Origin of the sequence: Paraburkholderia sabiae, assembly GCF_030412785.1 — a bacterium.
Classification (GTDB): domain Bacteria; phylum Pseudomonadota; class Gammaproteobacteria; order Burkholderiales; family Burkholderiaceae; genus Paraburkholderia; species Paraburkholderia sabiae.
Genome location: NZ_CP125297.1, coordinates 424370 through 437104 on the forward strand (window position 1 = coordinate 424370; position 12735 = coordinate 437104).

14 protein-coding genes and 1 pseudogene are annotated in these 12735 nt (G+C 59.6%); 9 read left to right on the forward strand and 6 right to left on the reverse strand.

Annotated elements, in window-relative coordinates; all coding sequences use genetic code 11:
- The 4 genes from QEN71_RS41710 to QEN71_RS41725 form a co-directional block, all read right to left on the reverse strand.
- Nucleotides 1-426, reverse strand: coding sequence for a lipocalin-like domain-containing protein (locus QEN71_RS41710; protein ID WP_201661924.1), 426 nt, complete (start codon nt 424-426; stop codon nt 1-3).
- Between the two features lie 374 nt (nt 427-800).
- Nucleotides 801-1448 (reverse strand): hypothetical protein, encoded by a 648-nt coding sequence (locus QEN71_RS41715; protein WP_201661926.1) that lies wholly within the window; start codon nt 1446-1448, stop codon nt 801-803.
- Nucleotides 1449-1460: 12 nt separating this feature from the next.
- A complete protein-coding gene (locus tag QEN71_RS41720; RefSeq protein ID WP_201661928.1) occupies nt 1461-1772 on the reverse strand; it encodes a hypothetical protein in 312 nt (103 codons plus the stop codon).
- A gap of 141 nt (nt 1773-1913) precedes the next feature.
- Nucleotides 1914-2381: an SET domain-containing protein gene (locus QEN71_RS41725; protein WP_201661994.1), complete on the reverse strand. Its 468-nt coding sequence runs from the start codon at nt 2379-2381 to the stop codon at nt 1914-1916.
- Between the two features lie 294 nt (nt 2382-2675).
- Between QEN71_RS41725 and QEN71_RS41730 the strand changes: the two are divergent.
- Nucleotides 2676-2960, forward strand: a pseudogene (locus QEN71_RS41730) (HU family DNA-binding protein); the annotation flags it as partial.
- A gap of 116 nt (nt 2961-3076) precedes the next feature.
- Here the strand turns inward: QEN71_RS41730 and QEN71_RS41735 are convergent.
- Nucleotides 3077-3346, reverse strand: coding sequence for a DUF1488 family protein (locus QEN71_RS41735; protein ID WP_201661932.1), 270 nt, complete (start codon nt 3344-3346; stop codon nt 3077-3079).
- Nucleotides 3347-3473: 127 nt separating this feature from the next.
- Nucleotides 3474-4742 carry a tyrosine-type recombinase/integrase gene (locus QEN71_RS41740; RefSeq protein ID WP_201661934.1) on the reverse strand — a complete coding sequence of 423 codons (1269 nt, stop codon included), beginning with the start codon at nt 4740-4742 and terminating at the stop codon, nt 3474-3476.
- A 176-nt stretch (nt 4743-4918) separates the two neighbouring features.
- Here QEN71_RS41740 and QEN71_RS41745 point away from each other — a divergent pair, with 176 nt between their 5' ends.
- The 8 genes from QEN71_RS41745 (at nt 4919) to QEN71_RS41780 (ending at nt 12443) form a co-directional block, all read left to right on the forward strand.
- Nucleotides 4919-6007, forward strand: a complete 1089-nt coding sequence (locus tag QEN71_RS41745) for a DNA-binding protein (protein WP_201661937.1) — start codon at nt 4919-4921, stop codon at nt 6005-6007.
- 55 nt (nt 6008-6062) lie between these two features.
- On the forward strand, nt 6063-6209 hold the full coding sequence (locus QEN71_RS41750; protein ID WP_233472180.1) for a hypothetical protein: 147 nt from the start codon (nt 6063-6065) through the stop codon (nt 6207-6209).
- A gap of 23 nt (nt 6210-6232) precedes the next feature.
- Nucleotides 6233-6718 carry a hypothetical protein gene (locus tag QEN71_RS41755; protein ID WP_233472181.1) on the forward strand — a complete coding sequence of 162 codons (486 nt, stop codon included), beginning with the start codon at nt 6233-6235 and terminating at the stop codon, nt 6716-6718.
- Between the two features lie 93 nt (nt 6719-6811).
- Entirely contained in the window at nt 6812-7141 is a 330-nt protein-coding gene (locus QEN71_RS41760; protein WP_233472182.1) for a hypothetical protein, read from the forward strand.
- Between the two features lie 77 nt (nt 7142-7218).
- Nucleotides 7219-7608: a hypothetical protein gene (locus QEN71_RS41765; RefSeq protein WP_201661943.1), complete on the forward strand. Its 390-nt coding sequence runs from the start codon at nt 7219-7221 to the stop codon at nt 7606-7608.
- Between the two features lie 559 nt (nt 7609-8167).
- Entirely contained in the window at nt 8168-9598 is a 1431-nt protein-coding gene (locus QEN71_RS41770; protein WP_201661946.1) for an AAA family ATPase, read from the forward strand.
- A gap of 13 nt (nt 9599-9611) precedes the next feature.
- A complete protein-coding gene (locus QEN71_RS41775; protein ID WP_201661949.1) occupies nt 9612-10586 on the forward strand; it encodes a DUF4435 domain-containing protein in 975 nt (324 codons plus the stop codon).
- A 135-nt stretch (nt 10587-10721) separates the two neighbouring features.
- Nucleotides 10722-12443 (forward strand): DUF4435 domain-containing protein, encoded by a 1722-nt coding sequence (locus QEN71_RS41780; RefSeq protein ID WP_201661952.1) that lies wholly within the window; start codon nt 10722-10724, stop codon nt 12441-12443.
- Nucleotides 12444-12735: the final 292 nt, after the last annotated feature.

Genomic DNA, 12735 nt, shown 5'->3' on the forward strand with positions numbered 1-12735 from the left:
CTACTCGCGTCTGAAACGGAGAATCCCCCTTCCTATTGGATTTCCTGCTACTAGCGGATTCGGCATCCATGCCGTGCTGACGTCGAGCGTGTCTCCATCAAGCTTGTAGAATCGTTCCTGCTCAGTGCCGTTCCAGGCTTCATTCCAGGATGAATCAACCTTTGTGATGAATCTATCCCCATCTATCCGATACCGTCCTGTATAGGCCATCATAGTACGGAAAAGTGCCACCAGTTTCTCGTCTGTATTCCCTGCCTGCCTCACTGTTGCCGTTACTAGTACCATCATTCGCCCATCAGGGTGGAAAATAAGGTACCCATTGGGGGCGGCGCCCCACGGTTGGGTGCGCTCCTTTGAATCCTGAAGCTCAGTATCAAAAGACACCAGCCGCCAGCAACCGTGCAGCCTGCTGTTGCGCTCAGACATATTCCCTCCCGGAGTATTTCAACGGAATCTACCTATCTGTTGAGTTTAGGGTATCCGTCGTGCAACGCTGGACGCGGGCCCAGGCTACGCTCTCGGCGCGGCCTCCCTGGCTTGCGGAGACACGTGACGATGGTGGAAAATCGCCCGCAGGTTGCGTCTTCCATTCGTGGTGACACATTGCTCCTACGTCGGATTTTCGCGCCAACGTGGCGCGTTGCACTGCAGTCAGAAGACAATCGGCCGTCCCAACGACCGATCGCCAACGCGAGCAAAAGACCGTACATGGCGGAGCAGGGTAGTTCGTCGTCAGCGGGCAATGTCCTATGCTCATTCCAGATCTCCGCTCTGGCTGCAACCGGCGAGCTGCGGTCCGCTCAATCGAACTTTGTCGGCGCTATGCATTTGAACGCGTCAGCGGGCAAGTTCAGGTGCTTGATGACGTCGCCTGCATTTGCTTCGTTCATATGCGTCGTATTCGCGACTGTCGTCAGGCTCAGCGACGCCCGAGGTGCAAAGCAAAACGATCGATTCAAGGCATCGTAAGCGAGCACACGCCATGTCGTTGTCTTACGCTTGCTTCCGTAGATTGTCGGATAGACCACCAGCGGGGACGCGGCCTGGTCGAGCCTGATAACGAGCGGATGTTTGACGCCGACACACTGATCCTCGCGCGTCTCACCAAACGGCACGTGAGAGAACTGCACCAGGGTCAGGTAGTCGGTATCAGCCTTGTAAATCAGCACATCGCACTGGCCCGACTGCAGCGGATGCGTGTCCGCATTACCGTTGAGAACGGGCAATAGCCACGCCGTATCCGCGCCGGACCTGAAGGAAACGATGTCGCCCGTGGCGATGTCGAACGCTTGATTACCGCCGCGATTGGTGTACAGGACGCTAATCGACTGTTCGATCAGGACTGTGATCTCCAGCTTGTCGTGTTTGACAACTGGTCCTTCGGCCCAGGCGGACGAGACGGTTGTCGCAAGAAACGCGGCGGCAAGCAACGCAAGTCGAAAGCGCATACGCAAATTTGGTTAAGGGCGTTGAAGTGTGTAGTTCACGGTGATGGCAGTCGTTACGCTACTGTAATGCGGATTGAACGTCGCGGTTTGCGCATTGTCCACGTCTTCGCCGAAGAAACCCCTGCGCACGCGAAAGATGGTCGCGATGAAAGCCGTCGCCGAGGTAATCGGGTTCATACGCGTCGCCTGTTCGACCAGGATCGACAGCCCGTTGATGCCCATGCGAAAGATGATCCCGCAAGTGAGAAAGAGTGGAGGTGCGGACGGCGACGAATGAACCGATCTCGTGATGGATATTGGAATGAGGAAGGCAGCACTACTCATCTTGCGCGTTTTCGCATCGCTGGCCTCACGGCAAGCATCCTGTGTGCAGGATCGGCCTGCGATGGGGATCGAAACTCTGTTATCGGTCTCTGGCTTGAATGTCCGTTGTCGAGCAATTTCACTGTCCGCTCAGGGGTGAGTTCAGGCATCCGAAAAGTCGCATCCGGAATCCGCTGCGGCCGCGAGCATCGACCGACGGCAGCCCGGAGCACCGCAACGACACGCATAGTCGGCGCGGATCTCGTCGGTGATCTCGCCATCGACGCACAGTCCATAGTCGATGAATAACTCGTCGCCCGGATGAATGTCGACGAGCGCATGAATGAAGACGCGCTGACCGGTCTCGATCGCCTCGCAGTTGGGGGCGCATGCGTGATTGATGAAGCGTGCGCTGTTGCCACCACGGCTGCCGTCGATCACGTGCCCATCCGACAGACCAAAGACAAACGTGTGGCCATCGTCGGCTCGCTGACGGGCAGCCGCGCGTCGCCAGCTGGTCACCTCGCCCGTGTACTCGATGAGCCGCTCGCCTGCCGCGACCGGCAGCAGGGCAAACACGCCCTTGCCGTGTACCGGTGAGCGTCGTGAGGTGATACGCCGTCGTTGCATTGAACCGTTCCCGTGCGTCGCCGCGTGCAATCGGGCGATTGCGCGAGCTGCGAAGCTTAGCGCTGCAGGCGGACGCTTTCAACCCGCGTCGTGAATCTAAACGCAACTAACCGGCTGGCGCCGGTACGTCATTCACCAGCTTCACCAGCAACCCTGTCTTCAGGCGGGGCGGTCAGCCGGAAGGTACGAAGCGAAGCCATGGATGACGCAGAGATGACAGGTTGCATCGCTCCCGTCTGTCCGTTAGGGTGACCGCTCGTCCCGCAATGCGCGGGGCCTCACACGGAGAAAGCTTCTCACATGAACAGACAGGAACTCATTGACGCCATCGCCGCCAGCACGGGCGAAAGCAAGTCCAGGACGGGCGAAGCCCTTGATGCCATCCTCGAGACCGTGACGGCTGCCGTCACGCGCGGCGAGACGGTGCAACTGGTGGGCTTCGGCTCGTTTTCCACGGGCGCGCGTGCCGAGCGTGCCGGCCGCAATCCGTCGACGGGCGAAACCATCACGATCCCTGCTGCCAAAACCGTCAAGTTCACCGCGGGCAAGGCGTTCAAAGACGCTGTCAATGCCGCGTAAGACGCCGGCCAACCAGCGCTAGGGTTGGGCGGTGCGCGAGCACGCGCGCCGTCAGGGCGACGGGCGCCGGGAACGGCGAAAGTCGGCGGTGTGTTCCGTTCGCGCGAAGGGCTGCGTTACGGACGGACGAAGTCATCCAGGGTAAGTTCAAGCCTCGTTGCTGGATGCGCCAGCAACCTTCGTTCGGCGATCGCGCGGATGCGGCGATCGCCATCATTGAACCGTTTCAGGATCCGCGCATCATCCGCGCGTGGCTCCAGCCAGAAGCAGGCTTCGAGCGCAGCGAGGGTGATCACGCACTCGACGGTGGTACCCCGGTGCACAACAGAGAAGGCCACGCCGCGACGGTTCGCGAGGATCTGCGGTTCGAGTTCGATGATTTCCATGGTCTGACGTTGCTGCGTTCTGACAGGTCTTCAGGGTGCCAGGACTGATGATGCACGATGGATCCCCGGCTGTCATGCGGCAGCGGTGGCCTCGCGCCGTATCGGGCGACGGCGCGCCAGCCCCCACTTACCACTCGATGCGATGCTTTTCGTCGGTGTCCCGATGCCGGCGATCGTCGTCGACGTGCAGGTAGATACTGGTCGTCGTCAGTGACGCATGGCCGAAGTTGTCCCGTACATGCCGCAGATCGACCTGCCGGTCGGCCATGTGCGAGCCGGCACTGTGCCGCAGCCAGTGGGCCGAGGCCTGCTCAAGCAGCCCGGCGCGTGCGGCGTCCTCTCCGCCGCGATCGCGCAGCCGTTGCGCGGCCTGCGTGAACACCGACTTGATGATCGTATGCAGGGCGGCGCGGGTCAAGGGGCGGGACGTGTCACCCGCCGTCCCGCCCGCCGGATGTTCCGCCGTGCTGCCCGCCGTCTTCCCGATCGGCAGCACGAGCGGCGTGTCCTCATGCGGCGAGGGCAGGGCCGTCATCCCCAGCGACTGCCGGTAGCGGGACAGTTCCGTCATCAGTTCGCGCGTGGCCGGCACCAGCCGTTCCTTGTCTCCCTTGCCGTGCACCGCCAGCCACCAGCGCATCACGCCGTCGGCGTCGCGCCGCACGAAGAACTGGCCCATCGTATTGCCACCGACTTCGGCGATGCGCAGGCCGCCCAGATACAGCAGCGTAAAGAGCCATCGCACGCGGTGATAGTGCGCGCGGGCACGCGGGCTGTCCTGCGGCATCGCCGCGATGCTGTCCTTCACTTCCTGCCAGAGGCCGGGCTCGAGATAGCGGGTGATGCGCGGGGCGACCCTGCGGGTGCGCTGGCGCGAGAGCGCGAGCGGATTGCCCGCCAGATAGCCGGCCTGCACCAGCCACGAGAACAGCACGTTGAGGATTACCGTCGCCTGCCGGATGCTGGCGGGCGACAGCGGGCCGTAGAACGGGCGCCAGCGCGCATCGCCGCGCGGGTGCTTACGGCCGCGGCTTGAGCCGGCATGGGCGTCCCCGCCGGTCACCCAGACAACAGCTGGTTGCGGATCGGCAAGGAAGTGCTGGTAGCGCAGGCAGTCCTCGTGGGTGAGCGACGAGAGCGGCTTGCCCAGTGCCACCAGCGACCAGAGCAGCAGCCGTTCGGCTTCCTTGCGGTAGCTGTCGAAGGTGGCCGGTTTGTCGGCAAAGCGCGCGAGCCACGCACGGATCGCGTCGAGATCGTTGGCGGCAGCGATCTGCGCGACGCCGCCTGTCGCGCGGTTCGCGCCCGAGCGGCCGTCGAGCGCCGCCGGCACCACGAGGGTCTCGATCGGGGCGGGGTGCAGCGTGACGGCGGTATTCGACGGGGGCGTTGGCATCAAGGTGAGTGTTTTCGGGAGCGCAGGCGGGTGATCTGGCCCCGTCAAAGTGGGCAGCAGGCGGCTACCCAATTATTTCGACATTATCGGCGTAATGTCAAATTATAGCCTACAAGTCGTTGGTTTTATTGCGTTTTACGTTATATTATTTATCAGTTAAACGCTATTCCTGATCCATGTCCGACGTACTTTCCGACCTCCCGTCCGACGACGCCCGGCTCGCGGCCGAGATCGACCGCCTGAAGGCCGCCTTCCCGAAGACCCGCGAGCTGTACCGCGAGGTCTGCGCGCTGCTGTTCTTCCGTTTCGGCCAGACGCCCACCGCGAACCGCCTGTATCAGCTCGTGAAGCGCGGCAGCATGGGCACGCCCGCGGCGGTGCTGGGCGAGTTCTGGGCCGAACTGCGGGAGAAGAGCCGCGTGCGCATCGAGCATCCGGACCTGCCGGTTGACCTCGGCGCGGCGGCGGGGGAACTGGTGGCCACGCTGTGGACGCGCGCGACGGCTTCGGCGCAGGCGGAACTCGACGGGCTGCGCGCGGAAGTGGAAGACCATCGGGCTGAAGCGGATCGACGCGTCGCCGCGGCGCGCGACGAACTGGGCCGCACCGAAACGGCGCTCGAGCAGCGCACCGCCGCGCTGCTGGCCGCCCAGGTCGAGGTCCGCGAACTGGAGAAGGCGCAGGCCGAACAGCAGGCGGCGCGGCAGGCGCTCGAAGCCGAGATCAGCCGCCTGAAAACCGAGGCGGCGGCGCGCGACCGGGAACTGGAAAAAGTGAGGGAGGGGTTTTCGCGCGACCTCGACAAGCTGCGCGAGACCGCCGAACGGGCCGAGGAGCGCCTGCGCGCCACGGAAAAGCGCGCGCTGCTCGAGATCGACCGCGAGCGCGGCGCCGTCGCGAAGCTGCAGAAGGAACTCGACGAGACCACAAAGCGTGCCGACAAACGCGAGGCGGACCATCGCCGCGCCATCGAGACGCTGCAGGCGCAGCTCGGTGATGCGCGCCATCAGGCGGGCGTGCTGCAGGGGCGCCTGGATGCCGTGCAGGCAACGAATGTGACCCTGCAGGAGGAGCTGGCGGCCCTGCGTCAGGCGGACGTCCGGCATGCCGGGCCGGCCCGGCCGGGCCGTGCGAAGGGTGCCCCTGCAGGGACCAGCGCGGCGCGTCCGGCGCCGACCCGGCCCGCGCGTGCGCCGCGCGTCGCGTCCGCGCCCGCCAACAAGACGGCGGCGCGCCGCAAGCGGGGCAGGACCGATGACAGGTAGCCCCCGCCCACGCAGGAGACGGAAAACCCCGGCCTGTCCGCCGATCGGTGCGCTGATGCGCTACGGCGAGCGGACCGTGCGCGTGATCGCCGAAGCGAGCGGCCAGCGCGTGATCATCGAGTCGGTCGACGAGGACGGCCGCACCTTCCGCAGCACCGTGAAGTGGGCTAGTCTGGCCGCTCTTGACGGGCAGCTTTTCTGACGACGATGACGATACCGCCGACCATGCAGCAGCTCGATATCTTCGCTGATAGCCGCGACGTGATGTTGCGCGACGACGTGCTGGAACAGTTGCAGCGTCGCGATGCGGTGCCGGCCCGACTGGCACTGGAACGGCTCGTCAGCGACTACCCGGTCGATGGTTCGCTGCCTGCGATGAGGGTGCTGGTTCGTGAGCTTGAAGACGGATCGACTGCGCCCTTTGTGGATCACGCGGCGCTGGCCAACGCCCGCCAGCACCTCGAGGATGACGTGGTGCCGGCCGCGCGGCGCGTGCTGCCCGCGCAGGCTGTCCAGCCGTGGCTCGCGCCATGCTGGCGGGCGCTCGCCGCGCGGGCTGCGAGCCTGGCGTTTCGCGCGACCGAAGCTGACGGTCATACCGGGATCACGCCGCGCCGCTGTAGCTGCTGGCGGGCGACGGCGTGGCCGCGATCGATGCGGTTGAGGGCATCGAATCGTGGTGGCGCGTCCCGGCACCGCTCGCATGGATGACCGAGGCGCGCTACCGGAGGGGCGGGCTGGCTGGATGCCGCGTGGCCGCCGCTCGCGGAACTGGCGTGGCTGGCGCCGGTACGGTTCGCGGCATTGCTGCCTCGACTGGGCGACGCCTTGCTTGATGTATTGCGCCGGCGCTTCGATGCCGGGTTTTCCGGCGCCGGGCGAAGTCGACGATTATGCGTGGTACCGCGTGGCTGCTGGTGGTCAAGCCGGCGCTCGCAGGGCGCCTGCCTCAGGGAGGCGCGGGTCCAGCGTGACCAGGCGGCGTCGCGCGCGACGGCCCTGCTGGACGAAATCCTGCGCCGGGAGCAGGAAGGCGACCAGCACGAACTGATCGGCCTGCGTCAGGAGTTCAGCCGGCTGCATGCGCCTCTGTTCGAGGTGTACATGGCGACGCGGAAAGTGCGGCACCGGTGAGCACGACGATCGGGGACCCGGGATCATCGCTGACGCCGTTGTCGCACGGATGAGCCGGGCACAGGCACGGAGGCGAGATGACATTGAAGGCCCAGTGGTACCGCGACAGGCTTGCGAAAAAAGCGCGCAGGGGTTTTTGTGGCTACCCGGTCGCAACCGTTGCCTTCTATGGGCCCGACGACAGGCGGGCGACAAAGGTGTCGGTTGGCATCGTCGCGCACGACGGTGCGGATGCCGATCCTGTTGAGCGATGGTTCGGTGAAACTTCCGATGCGAGGACCGATCCGGCAACCATCGGAGCGGTCGTCCGGTTCATTGACCAGCAGGGTGCCCGATCGGTCGCAACCGTCGATCGCATCATCGGTTGTCCGCATGAGGAAGGCATCGACTATCCCGAAGGCGAAGCCTGTCAGCTGTGTCCGTTCTGGCGCAACCGTGACCGGTGGAGCGGCGAGATCATCGGGTAGGTGCAGCCTGCAGTTTCCGCGACCACAAGATTCACACGCGGCTACCTGTCCTCATCATGGAGATCTTGGCAAGCGGGGTTTCATCACCCCGCGCGTGACTGGACAGCCCGCCCCGCTATCGTGTGGTGACCTGACATGAACGACAGGCGGCGAAAGATCATCCATGCGCAGAGGCAACGCCTCTAAGCGCTGAAAGTCAAAGTCGTTGAGCATATCCCTTCTCACGGAACTGACGGACGGGCGCTTTGCGTCGCCGCCCGCGGCACAGGACGATCTGGGTCCGGCAGGCATGCCTCGACGCTGCCGGGTGCGCAGTCCGGTTCATCGACGAGCGCATAGGCGATCCGGCCTTCCATCGTAAGCGCGGCCGCCACCATCGTTGCAAAAGGACGACGCGTCTTATGCACTGGCACTGACCATTGCGAGGCGATTAGCGGCGTTATGATGCTTCCGTCCGTGCTACCTCAGGGTCTCCAAGCAACGTCCTAGGAAATATTCGATAAAATTGCGTTACAATTTGATACACAGATAAGCGACTTTCAAACCTTGAGTGCATGCGATGAGCTTACAGTTAACGCGGTTTTCAATTATCGGTCTTCACGGCAAATATAATATTGACATCCCGATCACTGATAACAAACTTATTCTTGTTGGAGTAAATGGCCTCGGTAAAACGACGGTCATCAACTTCATGTACTTCGTACTCAGCGATCAGTGGACGAAGCTATCCGATTTTGAATTCTCCGCCATCGAGTTATGCATTAACGGAAGCGAGGTCACGATCACGAGATCTGACGTCGAGTCGAAAGTTAACTCGATTGATAGGTATCAGAAGATCGTGGCGCGGTATGTAAATCGGAATATGGTGCCCCGCGCGCTGCTTTCTAAGATGTTATCGCACCCACTTTTTCAGCAGATACGCCACACGCCCGACTCGGAGCGCGATAAGCTCTTCGCTGTAATCTCCCGCGATCTCAATATGCCTTCGATGTATCTGCGCCGAATGATAGGAGATCTGCCGAGTTCACTACAAGCAGACCTCTTTGAGTCGCTTGCCGATCCACAGTCGATAATTGCGCTTAATTCGATCATTAGCGAAGCTGGCGGTCACCAAGTCATTTACTTGCCCACATACAGGCGCATAGAGCAGGATCTGAAGGCAATCTTCCCGCACGCCGACAACGAAGACCTGCAAAAATTAACAATGTCCGTTGACGACACGGTTCGAGCACGTTCTAAGGGTTACGTCGAACTGGTGCAATTCGGCATGCAGGACGTAGAAAAAAAGCTCTCAGAGGAACTCGAAACTATACAAAAGCGAACTCGTGAGCAGCTTACGACTCTAACGGCGAGTTACCTTCAAGATATCATCAGGAGCCGCGCGGATAAAGTCAGGCCGGAACTTATAGAGATAATGAGTGACGCCGTTGTCGAGACGGTGTTGAGTCGTGTTGAAGAGAACACCTTGAGCGCCGACGATAAGCGTGAGGTCCAGAGTGCTATCCGGAGAATAAGAACCGGTGCAAATCCTCCAGAGGCGCGAGATCGTTATTTGGCTTATTTCTTCTCTCGATTGTTAGACATTTATACGGATTTACACAGCAGTGAGGCCGCGATAAGAACGCTGGTCAAAACTTGCAACAAGTATCTAGTAGGGAAGAAGCTCGTTTATAACGATGCAAATTTCACATCGTCAGTCATCGACCGCGACGGAAGCCCTCTCGATTGGCGAATGCTCTCATCAGGCGAAAAACAGGTCGCGTCGTTGTTCACACATCTTTATCTTTCAAAGGAAAAATCTCAGATTGTGTTGATTGACGAGCCGGAGTTGTCGCTATCTGTGCCTTGGCAGAAACTCCTATTACCGGACATAATCGAGTCGGAGAACTGTAAGCTACTCGTTGCCGTCACGCATTCTCCCTTCATTTATTCGAATGCCTTAGATCCGTATGCTGTTGATCTTTCAAAATTAATAAAATTAGAGCACTGAGACTGATCGATCTATGAGCTATGCAGACGAATTGCGCGCAGAGTCGCGTCGGGGACATTCGGTATTTCACGAATTTATATTAGCGCTTGCTGAGGTTCCTGCAGACGCTCACTTTGCTTTTTATGAGGGCGACGAGGACGCGTCGTTTTATGCGCCGCATATCTTACGTCGATTGGGGGCACGCCAGTTGCATTCGTTCATCTGCAATGGAAGGACGGAAGTGTTGAAGGCAAACGAACTTACGTTGCGGGATGGGCGATGTTCTGATAGAGCGCTGTTCTTCATCGATAAAGACCACAGCGACATCGTCGGAACGGCAAAAGAGCAAATAGCGGAGTCGAACCTGTTTCAAACGCGTTGCTACGCGATCGAGAACTATCTGGTGAGCGAAGACGTTCTTCGCGAATTTTGGGTTCAACGCCTCCATCTGTCCAGCAGGGACCCGCGTTTGCGGGAATCGCTCGAAAAGCTGCGAAAACTGCGGCGCGGGTTCCAAAATAGAAGTCGAATTCTCATGGCGATCGTGCTTTTCGGCCGTGGTATAGATAGCCGGCCAGTCGTTAAGCTAAACCTTAACAACGTCCAACTGGATAGAATTTTCGATATTGACCTCGAATCGCAGAGTTGCGTCTACGCAATCGGAGCGGGCCAACATTTCCTTGGCTCAACTAACATGCTGAATAGCGGAGCCAAGCCGACGTCTCTAGAGCTGAGGACAATCTACCGGCGATATCTCAAAGAACGCGAACCACAAAGTTATATCCGTGGAAAGTACGAGCTATGGTTTTTTTGGAAGATTCTCACATTCTTCACCCGTGATTTTAGCGATCGTGAGAAGGTAAAACTGTCGGGAATGAAACGAGCGACTCCAACGTGGACGTTATCGCTTGCCGGGTGCGTTGAATCGTTGGCGAGCCTTCTCCCGTGCCCGCGAGAGTTGTCAGACTTCCTGGACAGGAGGATCGTTCCAACGAGCGGGACGGCGTGACTCCAATAATGTGGGAATGACGTTGCACGGCGAGACAGAGTCGAATGGCCGGTGTCGAACAGGTTTGGTAATGGGAATTGGTTTGAAGCCCCAGAGTTTCCCTTGCCGATGCGAAATAGCAAAGAGGAAATACGGATGCAATCGCGCACATTCGTTCTGCCGAAAACCGGTATGGCGTTTGACCAAAACAATGAATGGCCTGCCGATAAGTGCACGGCCCTGGATGTACAGAAGTCGATAGTGATAGTTGGCGCGAACGGCAGCGGGAAGACCCGTTTGGGCACGTGGATTGATCTATATTCGCCGCAGAAGGAATCAACGCTTCGTGTGTCTGCACAAAAATCGTTGACTATGCCCGATAGCTCGCAGCTTATTTCGCTCACGATTGCAGAGTCCGACCTGATCTATGGCTTTGGCAAGGCGACGGAGAACCAGAATCCCGCAGGATACAAATTGGTCAACCGCTGGGGCAGCAGTGGGCCGGTACACATGCTCAACGACTTCCCTAAATTGATGGTTTACCTGTTTTCCGAGCAGGCCGATGTGAGCGCAAAGTATTTAGCTGATTCACGGCTGTCTGAAAAGCGAGTTCCCCCGCCGGTCACGAAGCTTGAACAGATCAAAAATTTGTGGGAGACGCTTTTACCCCACCGCGAACTGGTGCTCGGCGGAGCAGAACTACATACCAAGGTCGCAAAATCTGACGGCACGTCCTACAAAGCTTCGCAGATGAGCGACGGCGAACGTGCTCTTTTCTATTTGGTTGGTCAATGTCTGGCAGCTCCAAAGAACGGAATCATCGTCGTAGACGAGCCGGAAGTTCATTTGCACAAATCGCTGCAATCGCCCTTATGGAATGCCATTGAAAACTTGCGGGCGGACTGCCTTTTCGTTTATATAACACACGACGTCGACTTTGCTGCTTCGCAGGTTGCGGCAACGAAGCTCTGGCTGAAAGGCTTCGACGGCGCGTCTTGGGACTGGGCCACAATCGACGGCGTTGACGGCATGCCGGAAGACCTGCTACTTGAGATTCTGGGAAGTCGCAAACCGGTGGTGTTTGTCGAAGGCGACAACGGCAGCCACGACGTTGCTCTGTATCGTGCGCTTCTGCCTGACTACCTCGTGATGCCGCGGGGCAGTTGCAGTGCCGTTATCGCAGGCGTCCGTGCGCTTCGAGACAACAAGCAATTCCATCACCTCGACATAGTGGGTCTTATAGACCGTGACCGGCGAGGCGATGAAGAAATACAAGCGCTCGAAAAGGACGGCATCCATGTGCTCGACATGGCCGAGGTCGAAAATCTCTTCTGCACCCGTGAAGTCTTAGAGCTCTGCTCGACGCGGTTGGCAAGAGATGCACAGATCGATTTCGATAAGATCGCCAAACTTGCCTTCGAACGTCTGAACTCGGAACTCGAGACGCAGGTTTCGATGCGCGTCGCCGCCGAGATCAAGTATCGTTTGAATCTGTTTGATGTGAAGGCGAAGGGCCCCGGCGCCCTCGACAGCGCGCTCAAGCAGGCGGCGGCGAACATTGATGTTTCCGTTCTATATTCCGAAACGGAGGAACTGTTTGCTTCATTAATTTCCCAAAAAGACTACAACGGACTGCTTAAATATTACAATCGAAAATCGTTGGCCTCGCAAATCGGAGCCACGATTGGCCTTGCAAATAAGGAGCTTCCGGCGCTCGTGTTGCGAATGGCAAGCGGTGATAGCGTACACGCGATTCGGGAAGCTGTGCGACCGTACTTCGGCGATTTTAAGGACAAGATACCCGTGAAGCCGACTGAATACCCTAAGGTCGCGGAGCCTTCGAGCGCTATCGTCTCGCAGGTCCCGCTGCCTGAGTGAGGCTATTAGTGCACGTCCTCACGAGCTGACAGGCAGAAGACGAAATGTGCAGTCGGACGACGAACGGGCCGCATTGCGTCGAGTTGCTGGCGCCTGGATGCGATTCTTCGCTGAGAACCACGCGCCAGCGAAGAGGCCGCCCCCACGGGCGGCTTTTTATTCTACAAACCGTGGCGCGGGCAAAACGTCTGATGTCTTCGAGCTCTTGCTCGCTAAACGGATCGGTCGTCCACATACGGGCGAGGCCTTTCATCAGTCGCACCGATACTCTGCGATCCCGCCATTCACATGC